At 60.9% G+C, this 17,633-nt stretch carries 11 protein-coding genes; 4 read left to right on the top strand and 7 right to left on the bottom strand.

Annotated features, from left to right (window positions below; genetic code table 11):
- Nucleotides 1-12 precede the first annotated feature (12 nt).
- Together pepN and ACPYOJ_RS29880 are read left to right on the top strand one after the other, a co-directional pair.
- Nucleotides 13-2,661, top strand: coding sequence for an aminopeptidase N (gene pepN, locus ACPYOJ_RS29885; RefSeq protein WP_481419484.1), 2,649 nt, complete (start codon nucleotides 13-15; stop codon nucleotides 2,659-2,661).
- Between the two features lie 182 nt (nucleotides 2,662-2,843).
- Nucleotides 2,844-5,168: a PAS domain-containing sensor histidine kinase gene (locus ACPYOJ_RS29880; RefSeq protein WP_481419482.1), complete on the top strand. Its 2,325-nt coding sequence runs from the start codon at nucleotides 2,844-2,846 to the stop codon at nucleotides 5,166-5,168.
- On the opposite strand, the gene ACPYOJ_RS29875 is transcribed toward ACPYOJ_RS29880, so the two are convergent.
- The 4 genes from ACPYOJ_RS29875 to ACPYOJ_RS29860 all read right to left on the bottom strand — a co-directional run bounded on the left by ACPYOJ_RS29875 (nucleotide 5,158) and on the right by ACPYOJ_RS29860 (nucleotide 12,275).
- Nucleotides 5,158-8,112, bottom strand: coding sequence for a bifunctional [glutamine synthetase] adenylyltransferase/[glutamine synthetase]-adenylyl-L-tyrosine phosphorylase (locus tag ACPYOJ_RS29875; protein ID WP_481419481.1), 2,955 nt, complete (start codon nucleotides 8,110-8,112; stop codon nucleotides 5,158-5,160). The genes ACPYOJ_RS29880 and ACPYOJ_RS29875 overlap by 11 nt on opposite strands.
- A gap of 347 nt (nucleotides 8,113-8,459) precedes the next feature.
- Nucleotides 8,460-9,869, bottom strand: coding sequence for a sensor histidine kinase (locus ACPYOJ_RS29870; RefSeq protein ID WP_481419480.1), 1,410 nt, complete (start codon nucleotides 9,867-9,869; stop codon nucleotides 8,460-8,462).
- On the bottom strand, nucleotides 9,866-10,543 hold the full coding sequence (locus ACPYOJ_RS29865) for a response regulator transcription factor (RefSeq protein WP_168829598.1): 678 nt from the start codon (nucleotides 10,541-10,543) through the stop codon (nucleotides 9,866-9,868). The genes ACPYOJ_RS29870 and ACPYOJ_RS29865 overlap by 4 nt, the downstream gene beginning before the upstream one ends.
- A gap of 154 nt (nucleotides 10,544-10,697) precedes the next feature.
- Nucleotides 10,698-12,275 (bottom strand): Do family serine endopeptidase, encoded by a 1,578-nt coding sequence (locus ACPYOJ_RS29860; RefSeq protein WP_481419479.1) that lies wholly within the window; start codon nucleotides 12,273-12,275, stop codon nucleotides 10,698-10,700.
- A 281-nt stretch (nucleotides 12,276-12,556) separates the two neighbouring features.
- Between ACPYOJ_RS29860 and ACPYOJ_RS29855 the strand changes: the two genes are divergently transcribed.
- Together ACPYOJ_RS29855 and ACPYOJ_RS29850 are read left to right on the top strand one after the other, a co-directional pair.
- Nucleotides 12,557-13,147, top strand: a complete 591-nt coding sequence (locus tag ACPYOJ_RS29855) for an ankyrin repeat domain-containing protein (protein ID WP_481419483.1) — start codon at nucleotides 12,557-12,559, stop codon at nucleotides 13,145-13,147.
- Between the two features lie 29 nt (nucleotides 13,148-13,176).
- Nucleotides 13,177-13,695, top strand: a complete 519-nt coding sequence (locus ACPYOJ_RS29850; protein WP_481419478.1) for a YHS domain-containing (seleno)protein — start codon at nucleotides 13,177-13,179, stop codon at nucleotides 13,693-13,695.
- 2 nt (nucleotides 13,696-13,697) lie between these two features.
- Here ACPYOJ_RS29850 and ACPYOJ_RS29845 read toward each other — a convergent pair whose 3' ends face one another.
- From ACPYOJ_RS29845 to ACPYOJ_RS29835, 3 genes are all read right to left on the bottom strand, one after another.
- On the bottom strand, nucleotides 13,698-15,902 hold the full coding sequence (locus ACPYOJ_RS29845) for an adenylate/guanylate cyclase domain-containing protein (RefSeq protein WP_481419477.1): 2,205 nt from the start codon (nucleotides 15,900-15,902) through the stop codon (nucleotides 13,698-13,700).
- A gap of 87 nt (nucleotides 15,903-15,989) precedes the next feature.
- The gene (locus ACPYOJ_RS29840; protein ID WP_481419476.1) at nucleotides 15,990-16,463 is read right to left on the bottom strand and encodes a cytochrome c-type biogenesis protein; all 474 of its coding nucleotides are present in this window, start codon (nucleotides 16,461-16,463) and stop codon (nucleotides 15,990-15,992) included.
- A partial coding sequence (locus ACPYOJ_RS29835) for a heme lyase CcmF/NrfE family subunit (protein WP_481419475.1) occupies nucleotides 16,460-17,633 on the bottom strand: 1,174 nt, incomplete at its 5' end. The genes ACPYOJ_RS29835 and ACPYOJ_RS29840, both read right to left, overlap by 4 nt.

Raw genomic sequence — 17,633 nt, 5'->3', positions numbered from 1 at the left:
TCAGGGAACACAATGCGTACAGACATGGGCCAGGTCATCAATCTGGCAGACTACCGCCCCACCGATTTTGTGTTGGAACGTGTGGACCTGACCTTTGAGCTTGATCCTACAGAAACGAAAGTCGAATCACGCCTGATTTTCCATCGCCGCGAGGGCGTCGATGCGAAGGCGCCGCTCATCCTCGACGGCGACGAGCTTTCCCTCGCAGGCCTGCTCTTCGATCAGGTGGAGATGCCCTCGGAGCAATATACCGCAACGGCCGAGAGCCTGACGGTCTACGACCTTCCGGCAACCGACCCCTTCGAACTGACGATCACGACGATCATCAACCCCGAAGCCAATACCCAGCTCATGGGTCTCTACCGCACCGGCGGCATCTACTGCACCCAGTGCGAGGCCGAGGGCTTCCGCTGCATCACCTACTTCCCCGATCGTCCGGATGTGCTGGCGCCTTATACGGTCAACATCATCGCCGACAAGGCAGCCAACCCGCTCTTGCTTTCCAACGGCAACTTTCTCGGCGGTGCCGGCTATGGCGAAGGCAAGCATTTCGCCGCCTGGTTCGATCCGCATCCGAAGCCGAGCTACCTTTTCGCGCTCGTTGCCGGCGACCTCGGGGTTGTCGACGACACATTCACGACGATCTCCGGCCGCGAGGTCGCCCTGAAGATCTATGTCGAGCACGGCAAGGAGCCGCGCGCGGCCTATGCCATGGACGCGCTGAAGCGTTCGATGAAATGGGATGAAGAGGTCTTCGGCCGCGAATACGATCTCGACATCTTCATGATCGTCGCCGTGTCCGATTTCAACATGGGCGCGATGGAGAACAAGGGCCTCAACATCTTCAACGACAAATACGTCCTTGCCGATCCGGAAACGGCAACCGACGCCGACTATGCCAATATCGAGGCGATCATCGCTCATGAATATTTCCACAACTGGACCGGCAACCGCATCACCTGCCGCGACTGGTTTCAGCTCTGCCTCAAGGAAGGTCTGACGGTCTATCGCGACCACGAGTTCTCGTCCGACCAGCGCTCGCGCGCGGTCAAGCGCATTGCTGAGGTCAGGCACCTGAAGTCGGAGCAGTTTCCGGAGGACAGCGGCCCGCTCGCGCATCCCGTCCGTCCGACAAAGTACCGGGAAATCAATAACTTCTATACCACGACAGTCTATGAAAAGGGCAGCGAGGTCACGCGCATGATCGCCACGCTGCTCGGCAAGGACACCTTCAAGAAGGGCATGGACATCTATTTCGATCGCCATGACGGCCAGGCGGTCACGATCGAGGACTTCGTCAAGTGCTTCGAGGATGCAAGCGGTTCCGATCTAGCGCAGTTCTCGCTCTGGTACCATCAAGCGGGAACGCCGCTCGTCACGGGGTCCGGCAGCTATGACGCGAGCGCCAAGACCTTCAGCCTTTCGCTCGAGCAGATGATTCCCGCAACGCCGGGCCAGACCGACAAGAAGCCGATGCACATCCCGCTCAGCCTTGCACTCTTCGCCGAGGACGGAACGCAAATCGAACCGGCATCGGTCGAAGGCGCGGAATATGCCGGCGAAGTGCTGCATCTCACGGGCCGCACCCAGACCGCCGTCTTTCACGGCGTCGCATCACGGCCAGTCGTTTCGATCAACCGCAGTTTCTCAGCGCCGATCAATCTGCATTTCGACCAATCCCCCGCCGACCTTGCCCTGCTTGCCCGCTTCGAGACGGATCATTTCGCCCGCTGGCAGGCGCTGAGCGATCTCGCATTACCGAACCTGCTGCAGGCCGCACGGGATGCTCGTGAGGACAAGCCGGTCGCCTGCGGATCTACCTTCGTCGATGCGCTACTCGCCGCTGCTGGCGACGAAAGCATTGAACCTGCGTTGCGCGCTCAGGCGCTGACGCTGCCCAGCGAGTCCGATATAGCCCGCGAACTCGGAGGCAACAACGACCCGGACGCGATCCATGCCGGGCGTCAGGCCGCCATGAAGCAGATTGCCGATCAGGGCGCCGCCCTCTTCGCCAACTTGTTCGAAAAGATGACGACACCGGGCGATTTCAGCCCGGATGCAAAAAGCGCCGGCCGCCGTGCGCTGCGCAATGCCGCGCTGACCTATCTGTCCTATGCCGAAAACAGCCCGGCGCGCGCCAACGCCACCTTCGACGCCGCAAACAACATGACCGAACTATTGCATGCGCTGTCGATCCTGTCGCATCGCTTTCCGGAAAGCGGCGAAGCGATCACCGCTCTTTCGGCTTTCCGCGACCGCTTCGCGGAAAACGCCCTCGTCGTCGACAAGTGGTTCTCCGTACAGGCAACCATCCCTGGCGCGGGCACGCTCGACCGCGTCCGCAGGCTTATGGAAAGCCCGCTCTTCAACCGTGCCAATCCGAACCGCATGCGCGCATTGGTCGGCGCCTTTGTCTTCAGCAATCCCACCGGCTTCGGCCGTGGCGATGGTGAAGGCTACCGCTTCCTTGCCCACGAGATCCTCGATATCGACCGGCGCAATCCCCAGCTTGCCGCCCGCCTCCTGACATCAATGCGTTCATGGCGGTCGCTGGAGCCAGTCCGCGCCGGTTTCGCCCATGACGCTCTCACGGAGATCGAGCAAGCGCCCGGCCTTTCGACTGACGTTCGGGATATTGTCGAACGGACGCTCAAGGGGTGATTTGCGCGTCGAGGCGCTGCCGGAACGAACCGTGCCTCGAAACCGACTCGCAAAACACGAGCACCTATAAATAGTTAATAGAATTTTACCTTTCCCTCTGGACACGGCGAATCAGTAGTGATTCATTGAGTCAGGTTCACGCGAGCGGCGCGCGAATCACATGAGGGATCAAGGCGATAGCGATGATGAACGTGCGGCGGGCAACTGCGGCCGAGGGACGGCTGCGTGTCGATTTTGAGGCGCTTCGCGCTTGGCGAGGTCAGGCCCTCAGCCGCACCACCCCCATCTCCAGGCCGATTTCACGCTCCCTTCCGCAAGCCGAAACCCTTCTGAAGCGCGCCATACCGGCCCTGATCGTTGCCTTCCTCGCCGTTGTCGCAGCCTCGCATCTTTTCGGGATGATGTCCGAGTATGCGCGCATGGGGGCGGCGGCGCGGCACGCTACCGCACTTTCGGCCGCAACCGCCGCGGCTGTTTTTGCCGAGACCGGCGATCTGTTCGAAAACGGCAATGCTGTGGAGGCCCAGGCGAAACTTCAGAAATTCCTGCCGCAGGACCGCCTCGACAGCAATTCCTTCATCTTGCTCGTTGAGGCGAGCGGCAAGGTCTTTGCCGCTTCCACGGCAGGCCTTTCCTATGTCGGGTCGAATGTCGCCGATTTCTTTCCCGAGGTCTCCACCATCCGCCGCTTCGGCGATCGGGCCGATGTGATCGAAACGACAATCGGCGGCAATCCGCATTATGCCGAAATTACTTTGGTCGGCAGCGCCGGCGGCTATATCATCGCCGCGACCTCGCTGCACGAAATCGGCAGGCTGTGGCGCGAGGAGCTGACGCTCAACGTCACGCTGTTTGCAGGCGTCTCGTCGATCCTGCTGGTGGTCCTTTACGCCTATTACATGCAGGTCAGGCGGGCACGCGAAGCCGATGAAATCTTCGTCGAGTCGAACCAGCGCGTCGAAACCGCGCTCTCGCGCGGCCGCTGCGGACTTTGGGATTTCGATTTCGACAACCGCGAATTCTTCTGGTCGCGTTCGATGTATGACATGCTCGGCCTGACCGCTTCGGACAAGACGATGTCCTTCGCCGATGCCGCCCGGCTGATGCATCCGGATGATGGCGGGCTGCACGAAATTGCGCGGTCGATCGTCAAGGGCAGCTCTGGCCAGGTCGACCAGATTTTCCGCATGCGCCACGCCAGCGGCCACTATGTCTGGATGCGGGCCCGCGCCCAGATGATCCGCAGCAATTCCGGCCGCGTCCACATGATCGGCATCGCCATGGACGTGACCGAGCAGCACCGGCTTGCACAGCGCTACGCCGAGGCCGACCAGCGCCTTGCGGACGCCATCGAATGCACCTCGGAAGCCTTCGTCCTCTGGGACAAGAACGACCGCCTTGTGATGTGCAACACGCATTTCCAGCAGGCCTATGGGCTTCCGGATAGCGTGCTTGTGCCCGGCACCGAGCGCAGCACCGTCAACGCCGCCGCCGCCCGGCCGGTGATCGAGCGCCGCATGGCGGATGCCGAGGGTCCCGGCCATTCCCGCACGACGGAAGTCCAGCTTGCCGACGAGCGCTGGCTGCAGATCAACGAGCGCCGGACCCGCGACGGCGGCATGGTGTCGGTCGGCACCGACATCACGCTTCTGAAGCGTAACCAGGAGCGCCTGCGTGACTCCGAGCGTCGCCTCATCGCGACCATCGCCGACCTCAAGGCGTCGCGTCAGACGCTCGAAAGCCAGAAATCCGCGCTTTCGGTCGCCAATACGAATTACCTGGCCGAGAAGGAGCGCGCGGAGGCGGCGAACAAGGCAAAATCCGAGTTCCTCGCCAACATGTCGCATGAGCTCCGCACGCCGCTGAACGCCATCCTTGGCTTCTCGGACATTCTCCAGAACCAGATGTTCGGTCCGCTCGGTTCATTGAAATACGACGAATACGCGCATGACATCCACGAGAGCGGCAAACACCTGCTCAATGTCATCAACGACATCCTCGATATGTCGAAGATCGAGGCAGGCCATATGAGGCTGCAGCGGGAGACGATCGATCTTGCGCCGCTGATCGAGGAGAGCCTACGCTTCACCACCATGCCGGCTGCCGCGAAAAACATTGTTATCGAGCAGCGCATTTGCGACGGCATGACGCTTATCGCAGATCGCCGCGCCATGAAGCAGATCCTGCTCAACCTTCTCTCAAATGCGGTCAAGTTCACAAACGAGGGCGGCCGCGTCGCGCTTCGCACCCGCCGCGACGCCTTAGGCGTTGTCGTGACGATCGCCGACACCGGCATTGGTATTCCACGCGATGCCCTCACCAAGCTCGGGCAACCCTTCGAGCAAGTGCAGAATCAATATGCCAAGAGCAAGGGCGGTTCCGGCCTCGGCCTTGCCATCTCCCGTTCGCTGACGACGCTTCACGGAGGCAGGATGCGCATCCGCTCGCGCGAATCGATCGGCACCGTCGTCTCCTTCCGCATTCCAGACGAGCCCGCTATCGCCTGAGCGTTGCCTGGAATGCTTTCCGAACATTTTTTGAAAGCCGCTTGATCTCGCTTTCAAGCGTCTTGATATCGGGACAATCACCTGCCCGGCACACCAGCTCGATTAGACCTGCGGGCGCCTTTTCTGGATCGAATTCGCCGTCAATGCAGAGTCGGATGAGCTGCGAGATATCCGTGTAAAGCGACAGCACCGCCAGACAGAGCTCCAGGTCGTTGCGGTCCATCAACTCCGCGCCGAGAAGCTTCAACTGGCCCGCCGTGTTGAAGTCGTCCTCGCTGATGACGAGGCCCTTTGCAGAGGCAACGAGCCGCAGGTACTGGGCAATGAATTCGATGTCGATCAGTCCGCCGGGAATGAGCTTCAAATCCCAGATGCTCGCCGACGGTTTCTCCTTTTCGATCAAGGCCCGCATCTCTGAGACATCCTTCGCAATCCGCGTCGGGTCGTTCTTCGACGAAAGCACCTCGGCGATGATGCGCTCAGCGTCACCGGTCAGTTCCCTGTCGCCGCACACGAGGCGCGCCCGCGTTAGCGCCATGTGCTCCCAGGTCCAAGCCTCCTCATGCTGATACTTTTCGAAGGACTTGATGCGAGTGGCGACCGGTCCCTTGTTGCCCGAGGGCCGAAGGCGCATGTCGACCTCGTAGAGCACGCCTTCGGCCGTCGGTGCAGAAAGAGCGGAGATCAACCGCTGCGTGATGCGGGTGAAGTAGCGCGTCGCGTCGAGCGGCTTCGGCCCGTCGGATTCACCCGCGTCGTCATCGTAGTCGTAGAGGAGAATGATATCGATGTCGGAGCCGGCAGTCAGTTCGAAGCTGCCGAGCTTGCCCATGCCGGCGACGGCCACGCGGCCGCCTGGATAATCTCCATGAGCCGTCCTGATCTCCTTCATCACCGCTTCGAGCGCCGCTTCGAGAACAAGATCGGCCAGATGGGTAAAGGCGCGACCGGCCATCGCACCTCTGATCGCACCGGTGAGCAGGCGGATGCCGATCAGAAAACGCTGTTCGGCCGCAAAGATGCGCAACCGGTCTAGAACCTCTTCATAGTGCCGGGCTGGCGCCAGAAAACCGCGAATCCGTTCGGCAAGATAGTCGCGCGTCGGCAGCTCCGCCATGAGCCCGGGATCGAGCATGCCGTCGAAGACATGCGGCTTGGCGGCGATCACTTCGGCAAGCTTCGGTGCCGAGGACATGATGTTCACGATCAGCGAAAGCAGTGCTGGATTGCTGCCCAGCAGCGAGAAGAGTTGAATACCCGCAGGCAGGCCGGAAATGAAATTGTCGAAGCGCAGCAGCGCCTCATCCGCGCGTTCGCTTTCTCCGAAAACGCGGAGCAAATCCGGAGCGAGCTCAGTCAACCGCTCCCGTGCCTCGACGGATTGCGTCGCGCGATAGCGGCCGTAATGCCAGGTCCGGATGACACGGGAAATGTCCGACGGGCGTTTGAACCCGAGCTGCTTCAGCGTCTCGAGCGTGTCCGGATCGTCGCCCTGCCCCGTGAACACCAGATTGCCGCCATGGGTCGATAGCTTGGCTTCCTGTTCGAAGAGCCGTGCATAGCGCCGCTCGACGGTCCGGAACACATCCACCAACCGCTCCGAGAAGCTCGACGTATCGGTAAAGCCCATCATGAACGCGATGCGCTTGAGCTCGGCTTCGGTTTCCGGCAGCAGATGCGTCTGCTCGTCGCGCACCATCTGAATGCGATGCTCCACATCGCGGAGGAACCAATAGGCCTCCGCCAGCTCGTCGCGCGTTTCCGGATCGATCCATTTCGCTTTGGTAAGTTCGGCAAGCGCCTCCTCCGTACCGCGGCAACGCAGCGCCGGCATCCGGCCGCCGGCGATCAGCTGCTGCGTCTGGACGAAGAATTCGATCTCGCGGATACCGCCGCGGCCAAGCTTGACGTTGTGCCCCTTCACCGCAATGGTGCCGTGGCCCTTGTGCGCATGGATCTGTCGCTTGATCGAATGGACATCGGCGATCGCGGCGTAGTCCAGGTATTTGCGGAAGACGAACGGCACGAGCCCCCGCAAAAAGGCCTCACCCGCTTGCATATCCCCGGCGACAGGGCGGGCCTTGATAAAGGCCGCCCTCTCCCAGTTCTGGCCGCGTCCTTCATAGTAGATCATCGCTGCGTCGACCGGGATCGCAAGCGGCGTCGAGCCCGGATCCGGGCGCAGCCGGAGATCGGTGCGAAAGACATAACCGTCGGCGGTCCGCTCCTGAAGAATGCGCACCAGGCGCCGCATCAGCCGCGGAAAGATGTCTATCGCGTCATCCGGCTGGGACACGATGCCGGCGTGCTCGTCGAAGAAGACGACGAGGTCGATGTCAGACGAATAGTTGAGTTCAGACGCGCCGAGCTTGCCCATCCCGAGCACGACCAATCCCGAACCCTCACTCGGTCGTTCAACATTCTTGAGGTGCAGCTTGCCGCTCTCATGGGCTGATAGCAGCAGATGATCGATCGCCGCAGCGACGGAGGCTTCGGCGAGCGCACTCAGCCACGCCGTCGTCCGCCGCCCGTCGAAAAGCTTGGCGAGATCAGCCAGCGCGACAAGGAACGCCACCTTTCGCTTGACCGTGCGCAGCCGGCTCATGACGGCAGTTTCCGTGGGAGCGATCCCATCCTCGGGCTGCCAGCAATCGCGCGCCTCGGCAATCAGCCTATCGATCTCAGGCTCTAGCGGCGATGAAATGGCGGCGGCGAGGATCGCACCATCGATGTTGGCGACCTCGCGAAGGTAGGGCGATAGCGTGAGCGCCGCAGCGATAAAATCGCACAGCGGACCGCCGGCCTTCAGCATCCTAGCGACTGCCGGTTCACTCTTGCCGATGTCCTGAAGGTCGGCCAGTGCCAGCTTGAGCTCGGATTGATTCAAAGGGCGCAGCAGCCCGCTGCCCACGTCCTTCAGACTGTGTGTCAAGTTCGTCAGCATTCCGCCTCCCAACGGCCGCGCCCGGAATCGGCGCTATCATGACCGGCCCTAACCTAGGGTCACAATCCGGAGGAGCCAAGCCTAGGGTCAGGATCTATTGAATTCATCCATTCTGCGTGGCGGATTTTGTTTCTGACGAGAAGGAAAGACGCCGGAAGTGCCCCACACTTTCAAGTCTTTCCGACACGGTCAGGAGCGAAATCCGCCTCGCCCTTCGGGTTGGGCGGCATCGGCCGTCTGATCGCAAACAATTCTCGCCAAGGCTAAAAAGCCTTGCCTTGCGCTTGTTTGCTTCCATCCAATCCGATGCTGCCCAACAGAATGGATGAATTCAATAGATCCTGACCCTAGACTGGCTTGATCGGAAAAATCATGCTGACGGTAAGGCCTCGTCTTTCCGCCTTTTCCGGGTCGGTATCGGAAAGCTCCAGCGTACCGCCATGCAGTTCCATCACCGCCTCGACCAGCGAGAGGCCAAGCCCGGTGCCGGGTTTCGACCGGCTCTCGTCAAGCCGCACGAAGCGCTTGATGACGTCCTCACGCTTCTCGGCCGGAATGCCTGGACCTTGATCGGCGACCGAGAGGCAAATACCGTCAGGGCGCCGCGACAGCTTCAAAGCAATTTCGCCGCCGCCCTCCGGGTCGTCGGCATATTTGATCGCGTTGTCGATCAGGTTGAATATCGCCTGTGCGATCAATTCACGATTGCCCTGTACGGATATCCCTGGCTCGATGCTCGATGTCAGGGTCAACCCGGCTTCTTCTGCGACCGGCTCGTGAAGCTCGGCGCTATCGGCGACGATCGACGAAAGCTCGATCGGCGACATCTCCGCCACGACCGACCCCGCCTCCACACGCGAAATCATCAGGAGAGCGTTGAAGGTCCGGATCAACTGATCGGACTCGGCGATGATCCCTTCGAGCGCCGTACGCCTCTGGTCCTCATCCGTCGTGTCCAGCGCATCCGTGGCCTTGTTGCGCAGGCGGGTCAGCGGCGTCTTGAGGTCATGGGCGATGTTGTCGGAAACCTGCCGCAGCCCTTCGTTCAGCTTCTCGATGCGCTCCAGCATCGTGTTCAGCGAAACCGACAGACGGTCGAACTCATCGCCTGAACCGCCGACCGGCAGGCGCTGGGAAAGATCGCCTGCCATGATCTTCTTGCCCGCGTCCGACATGCGGTCGATGCGCTTCAGCGCATTGCGGCCGATGCCGAACCAGATGACGATTGCGCCGAGCCCCATGATCGCAAGCGCGATCATCAGCGCCTGACGCACCAGAACGCGGAAGCGCTCGGGCTCGCCGAGGTCGCGCCCGACGAGGACGCGCAAGCCGTTGTCGAGGACGAAGATATTGGCGATCGCCATGTGTTGGCGATCGCGGTCGCTATCGGCGTAACGCTGATAGGAAAACGGAACCGACGTCCAGCCGGTTTCCTCGAACACGCCCGGCTGCACTGACGCAACGTTGCCCGCGAGAATATCCCCGGAGGGGCCTGCGATGATGTAAAGGTTGGCGCCTGGCTGGCGGGCGCGCCGCTCCAGCGTTCGCAGCAGCCCGTTCATGCCGCCCGTGCTATAGGCGCGTGTGACGGCGTCGACTTCCTGTTGGACTGCCTCCCTTATCTGCTGGGTGAGCAGCCCCTGCGACATCGCCGTCACGTAGAATACGAGAGTTGCGGCGCAGATCGCGAAAAGCAGGATATAAAGTGCCGAAAGGCGGACTGCGGTGGACTTGAAGAGAAACCAGAAGCGGTTCATCCCTCGTCCTTGATCATGTAACCGGCGCCGCGGATCGTCTTCAGCAACGGCTGGCTGAAGTCCTTCTCGATCTTCGAGCGCAGGCGCGAGACGTGCACGTCGATGACGTTCGTCTGCGGGTCGAAATGGTAATCCCACACATTCTCGAGAAGCATGGTGCGCGTGACGACCTGCCCGGCATTCTTCATTAGATATTCGAGAAGCCGGAATTCACGCGGCTGCAGAGGGATTTCCTTGCCGCCGCGCCGGACTTCATGCGCAAGCCGGTCAAGCTCGAGATCGCCGACGCGATAGACAACGTCCTGCTCCGGCGTGCCCTTGCGGCGGCCGAGCACCTCGACGCGGGCCAGAAGCTCGCTGAAGGCGTAAGGCTTCGGCAGATAGTCGTCGCCGCCGGCGCGAAGGCCGGTCACGCGGTCATCGACCTGCCCAAGGGCGGAAAGAATGAGAACCGGTGTGTGAATGCCCTTGTGCCGAAGTTCGCTGATGACGGAAAGACCGTCGCGGCGGGGAAGCATCCGGTCGATGACGATTACATCATAGGTATTCTCTGCCCCCATGAAGAGGCCGCTGTCGCCGTCACTGGCATGATCGGCCACGATCCCCGCCTCGCGAAAGGCTTTGGTAAGGTAGGCCGCAGCTTCAAGGTCGTCTTCGATAATAAGAATCTTCATGCGGCCGACATTACCTGCCGTCTGGGTTTCGGCAAGGTTCAAAGCGTCTTGCGGTGAGAGTGGGGGCATCGAGGTCGTCCCTAAAAAGGATACGGAAAGGGAGCCGCGCGAAGGTTGGGAACGCGCGGCTTCCTTTTTCAGATCAAGGAGGGGATCAGCCCTGACCGTTGATCGGCAGGGCCACGAACCGGCTGCCTTCCTTGGACTGGATCTGGAAGAGTGCCCGGGTGCGGCCGTCCTTCTTCGCCTGGTTCAGAACCTTGACGACGTCGTCGGCATTCGAGACCTGCTGGTTGTTCACCGAGGTAATCGTCTCGCCTTCCTTGATGCCCTTGTCGGCAGCATCCGAGTCAGGGTCGATGCCCGTAATCGTCAGACCCTTGCCATCATCGGACGGGCCGACGGTCAGGCCGAGATCCGCAAGCGCCTTCTCGGAAGCCGGCGCCTCAGGCTGCTGCGGCGTCTGATCGCCGTCTTCATTGGACGCATCCTTCTGGTCATCCGGAAGCGTGCCGAGGTCGACGGTGACGGACTGAGCCTTGCCGTCGCGCCACACGGAGAGCTCGACCTTGCTTCCCGGCTGCATGGCGCCGATGCGGCGGCTGAGATCGCGGGCGTCCTTGACAGGTTCGCCATTGACGGCGGTCACAACATCACCCGCCTTCATCCCTGCCTTCTGACCAGGGGTGCCGTCCTGGGCAGAGACGACCAATGCGCCATTTGCTTCCGACAGGCCGAGCGAGTCGGCGATATCCTTGGTAACAGGCTGGATCTGTACACCGAGATAACCGCGCGAAACCGAACCGTCCTTCATCAGGTCGGCAACGACATCCTTGGCAGTCGAGGCCGGAATTGCAAAGGCGATGCCGACGCTGCCGCCCGAAGGCGAGAAGATTGCGGTGTTGATGCCGACGACCTGACCACTGAGGTTGAAGGTCGGGCCGCCGGAGTTGCCGCGGTTCACCGCCGCGTCGACCTGCAGGTAATCGTCATACGGACCGGAGCCGATGTCGCGGCCACGAGCAGAAATGATACCCGCGGTCACCGTGCCGCCGAGGCCGAACGGGTTGCCGACTGCGACCACCCAGTCACCGACGCGAACGCCGTTGTCGTCTGCCCAGTTGACATAGGTGAACTTGCGGCCCTTGGCATCAACCTTGAGAACGGCGAGGTCGGTCCGCGGGTCTTTGCCGATCAGCTTGGCATCCAGCTCGCTGCCATCGTTTAGGACGACGACAAAAGCCGAGCCATCGGAAACCACGTGGTTGTTGGTGACGATGTAGCCATCTTCGGAAATGAAGAAGCCGGAGCCTTGCGCGACGGGGCGCAGGCGGCCCTTACCATCACGCTGACCATCGCGCTGGCCGAACTTCCTGTCGTTCTGACCGCCGTGGGGACCGTTTTGCCCCTGCTCGCCGAACTGTTTGAAGAAGCGCTTCAGGGGATGATCGTCAGGAAGATCGTCAAAGCCGCGGCCGTTGAAGTCGAAAGCAAAACCATCGCTGTTGTCCGCGGCGGGATTGATGCGCGATTCGACGCGAACCGAAACGACGGCGGGAGACACGGCATCGACGACGTTTGCAAAGCTCGGGACCGATGGAGCCTGGACGTTGACGGCTTCAGCATAGGCGCGCGTGATCTCAAGCGGCGCGGCAGTCGCGAATACTGCTGCAGCGAGACCTGCGACCGTAGAAGCCTTCAGCATGGTACTGACGGAGGGGGTCTTTATCATTCTTGGTACCTTCTCTTGTTTTTGTCTTTCGTTCCGGTCTGGTTTTTGTTTTTCGTTCCGGCTGGAGCCGGACCGGTCGATGACCAACGATATAGTATCCTTCACATTACTGCGAACTGTCTGGTCCATGAAAATTTGGTAATGTACGATAGCGCCCTCACCAGCCGCCAGGACAGGCGGTGCGAAGAGGCTGAGCGGCTGCGATCCTTGATCCGCGCAATACATTCATGATATCTTAAATATACTTCTGCTCAGGGGCCGTAATGTTGGCGAGGCGCGCGATGAGGGTCGTCGGCACATCGATGCTAGGACTGTTGCTTGGGGTCTCGATGGCCTGGGCCGGGCCGTTACACGACGCGGCACGGGACGGTGACCGCGAGCGTGTGGGGCAGCTTATCGATCAGGGAGCCAATATTGCCGAACCGAACGAGTCGGGAGAGCCGCCATTGATGATCGCTGCTCTTGGAGGACACGCGGATATCGTGGCTCTTCTGCTGGAGAAGGGCGCCGACATCGAAATCAGGAACAAGGGCGGCCTTACGGCATTGCATGCTGCCGCCTACGGCGGAAATCTCGAAGTCGTCGAATTGCTCGTATCGAAGGGCGCACTCGTCAACGACGACAAGAATTTCTACCACATGTCGCCGCTACACGCTGCTGCCGAAGAAGGTCGTGCTGACGTCGTCGCCTTTCTCGTCGCGCACAAGGCAAATATAGAGGCGAAGGAACGCAACGGCTACACACCGTTGACGCAGGCCGGATGGCGGTCCCATTGGGACGCTGCCGATCTGCTTTTGAAAGCGGGCGCCGTCTGCCAGCCGACCGAACTGGTCGGAGACTGGCTGTATGGCGAGTGCACGAAGCGGAAATAGCGCTTCGCCCGAACCGGGAGAATGGACACATGGCATATCGCAGAAAGACAGGCTTTATCGCCTCGATGATGGTCGGTGCCGCGATCGTTTTCGCGCTCGGGCAACCGGCGACGGCGGAAGAGCCCGTGAACACCGGGTATTTTGGAGACGTGGCCATCAAGGGCTACGATCCGGTGGCATATTTCACGCAGAACCAGGCTGTGGAGGGATCTCCGCAATATTCGCATCGCTGGCTGGGTGCCGAGTGGCATTTCGCCAGCGCCGAGAACCGCGACCTCTTCGTTGCTGATCCCGGCAAGTATGCTCCCCAATATGGCGGGTATTGCGCCGACGGCGTTTCCTTCGGAACGGTTACGACCAACATCGACCCGAAGGCATGGCGGATCATAGAGGGCAAGCTCTATCTGAGCTACGACCCCGGCGCCGCAGACGGCTTTGAAAAGAAGCCGACCAAAGTTGTCGATTCCCAGAAGCATTGGTCGGAAGTGCAGAACACCCTGATTTCCGACAAGATGCATAAGGACTGGCAGCATATGCCAGCCAACTGAATTCAGGGTACGAGTGAGAAGAACTTGAGTGCTTGCGCGGTGACATGCACATATTGGGCGCCGGCTTGTCCGGCGTCCTTGTTTTTGTAGACCTTGCCGCACACCATGCGATCGAGAAAATAGCCGCCGAACCTCTCGCACAGCCTGTTTCCCTGCACCTCGACCGTCCCGGTGATATTGGTATTTGCACTGCGGTATGCAGTATTGCCGGCATTGTCGAAAAACTGGACGAATAACGTACCGTTCTTGTGTTTTCCGCTCCACGTCTTGTTGTTGATCAGGTCGCGCAAAGCGTCGGCATTGAGCTGATCCGCTTCTGATGCGGCGAATCCGAAGGGCCATTCGGGAATACCGGCGGCGCGCAATCCCGTCAGGTGGTGCTCTAGATCCTCTGGGCGCCAATAATCGTAGAGATAGCTGTAGTAAGTGAGATTGCTCTCCGGAAACAGCTCCAGAAGCTTGGCCTTTTCCTGGGCCCCGCGGACCCGATCCCCTTCATAGGCATAGGCTGCCGTCAGGTACTCGCGTGCAGCCTCCGCATTGGGCAAGGCATCCCGCGCAGCCTCGATCAGAGGAATCGCGCGCCTGCTGTCACGCGCAGTGTAGAAGACGATTCCCGCCAGCAGCCGAAAACTCGCCGTTGGCGCAGGATCGAGCCGAAGAGCCTTTTCCATCTCGACAACCGCCTGTTCATGATCGCCGGTATGAGCAAGGATAAGGGCGAGATTGCCGAAGGCCTCCGCGCTATTGGGTTGCATCTCCACAGCCCGGGTTGCCGATTCCCGCGCCTCCACCGGGCGCCCATCGACCAGCTGCAACAGGGCGAGAACCGTGTGAGCTCGCGCATTTTTTGGGTCCAGCTTGAGCGCCTGCCCGGCGGCGTCATAGGCGATCTTGCGGGCGACTGCCGCCGACCAGAGGAAATTATAGTCGTTACGCCAGACATCGACCGCGACGCGCGCAATACCCGCATGCGCGTCGGCGAAATTGGGATCGAGGTCGATCGCCTTCTGATAATATGACAATGTGCGGCGGTAGGTATCTACGTCGCTATAGACGAGGCCCTCCTGTTCCGCCCTCATGTAATAATCGTAGGCTTCCAGGTTGTCGGTCGGTATCCGCTCCAGTTGGGTGCGCTCGACGTCGTTGAGCTCTATCTCGAGCGCCGAGATGATTTTGCCGATGACGTCGTCCTGAACCGCAAACAAATCGGCATACTGACGATCGTAGCGCTCGGCCCACATCGAAAGTCCGGTCAGCGCGTCAATCAGCTTGACATTGATCCGCAGGCGCGTGCCGGCGCGCTGCAACGTGCCCTCGAGCACGTAGTGCACGCCGAGCTCCGCCGCCACGTCTTGAATCTTGGCTGTACCGTTTTGAACGGCAAAAACCGAGTGCCTGGCGATGACGAAGAGGCCGGAAACCTTGGACAGCTCGGTGATCAGGTCGTCAGTAAGCCCCTCTGCCAGATGATCCTGCTCTGAATCGCCGCTGACATTGATGAATGGCAGCACCGCGACCGATGGCTTGTCCGGCAGTGGATAGGCGAAGCGCTCGATGAGCGCTGGCGCCTGGCCAAGCTCCCAAGGCTGCCACCAATAGGCTGCAGCACCTGCAAACAGCAGAAATGCTACGGCAGCTGCGAGACCGACAGGTTTTCGCAGGCGCTTGACGACGGTTCGCGCCGTCTTCGCATCAAGGACTACCCGGTAAACCCGTATCGGTTCGGCAATGCTCCTCACTTTCTGCCTGCCGAGCGAGATATAGCCGACGTCGAGCTTGGTCTTCACCTGGTCGTAGGTCGTACCGGAGATGGCGATGCCGCCCCGGTCGGCCAGCGCCTGGATGCGGTCGGCGATGTTGACGCCATCGCCGTGAATATCATCGCCTTCGACAATGATATCGCCAAGATTGACGCCGATGCGGAAATAAAGCCGCGGAGCCGGGTCGACGCCCGCATTTCGCAAGGCCTTCTCGCGCTGCACATCAATTGCGCAGTGTAACGCATCGACGACGCTGTGAAATTCGACAAGCAGACCGTCACCCATGGTCTTAACCAGCCGTCCGTGATGTTCGGTGATCTTGGGTCGGAAGATGTCATCCATGTCCGCCTGAAAGCGGCGACGCGTGCCAACCTCGTCGATCTGGCTCAAGTGACTGTAGCCGGCGACATCAGCGATCAGGATTGCTGCGAGGCGGCGCTCCATGGTCTTGCCCACATGCGAATGGACCCCGTGAGCATCTTACCGCAGGTTGATTGGTGAGACCATTGGAGCCTTTCAAGGCTCAAACTTTCAGGATGTTCGATCGGACCGCGGGCCAAGCAGTTCGTCAAGCCGCGCCCGCTCTTCCGCCGTCAACCGGCTTCCGGTCGGCTTGCCAGCCCGCCGCCTGGCGAAAATGAGCAGCGAAATGCCCCCGGCGACAATCAGCACAATGGGGGCGCCCCAAAGCAGAACCGTTCGAACGCTCAACCGGGGCTTCAGAAGCACGAATTCGCCATAGCGCGAAACGATGTAGTTCAGGACCTGTTCGTCCGTGTCGCCGTCGGTCAGGCGCTCGCGCACCAGAAGCCGCAGGTCCTTGGCGAGATCGGCATTGGAATCATCGATCGACTGGTTCTGGCAGACCATGCAGCGCAGCTTGGCAGAAAGCGCCCTGGCTCGGGCCTCCAGCGCGGGGTTGGCGAGTACCTCGTCCGGGTTCACGGCGAAGGCCGGAACTGCAGTAAGAAACAGAACGATTGCTAGGACGATCCCCCGCATCATTCTGCCGGCTCCATCACTGCGGGGACCGCTCTTGCCTTGCGGCGCGGCGCACCGACCCGAAGACGCCGGTCGCTCAGCGACACGAAGCCACCGATCGCCATGATCAGCGCCCCGCCCCAGACGCAAAGAATGAACGGCTTCCACCAGATGCGAACGACGATGCCGCCGTCGTTGGTTGCGTCGCCAAGCGAAACGTAGAGCTGGCTGAGCCCGAAGGTCAGGATACCCGCTTCGGTGGTCGGCATCTGTTGGGCGACATAGACGCGCTTTGCCGACCAGACATCCGCAACCTCGACGCCGCCGCGGCGGATGCTGAAGTGTGCGCGATCTTCCTTGTAGTTCGGGCCAGTCGCCGGCTGCATGCCGTCGAAATGGATGCTGTAGCCGCCCGCCTCCGTAGTCTCGCCGGGCTTCATTTCAAGCACATGCTCGGTCGCAAATGTCGTAACGGCAACAATGCCGAGCACGGTGACGCCGAGGCCGGCATGCGCCAGCGCTGTGCCGAAAGCCGACCGCGGCAGGCCGGAAAGCCGCCGCCATGCGACATTCGCCGCCACCTTGCCGGCGCCTGCGCGATACCAGAGGTCGGCAACGGCACCGAAGACGAGGAACAGCCCGGCCGCAAGCCCAAGAACAGACAACACCGGTCCGCCATGCTCGACATAGAAAAAGACCAGCGCCGCCGCGAAAGCCAAAGCGGCAACCACATAGAGCCGCTGCATCACGCCAAGCAGATCGCCGCGCTTCCATGCCAGCAACGGCCCGAACGGCACGACCAGCAGCAATGGCGCCATCAGCAGGCCGAAAGTCATGTTGAAGAACGGCGGGCCGACGGAAATCTTGTCGCCGGTCAATGTTTCCAGCAGCAGCGGATAGAGGGTGCCGGTCAGCACGGTGCCACATGCGACCGTGAGGATGAGATTGTTGAGCACTAGCGCACCTTCTCGCGAAATCGGTGCGAAAAGCCCGCCCGCACTCAACAGGGGCGCGCGGAAGGCAAACAGCGAAAGCGCGCCGCCGATGAAGATCATCAGGATGCAGAGAATGAACACACCACGGCTCGGGTCGCTTGCAAATGCATGAACCGAGGTCAGCACACCGGAGCGCACTAGGAAGGTGCCCATCAGCGAGAGCGAGAATGTCAGGATCGCCAGCAGCACGGTCCAGATC

Source organism: Rhizobium sp. SVR5-9E (assembly GCF_056755095.1).
Note: the sequence above shows the minus strand (reverse complement) of the source record. Positions and strands in the feature narration are given on the sequence as shown.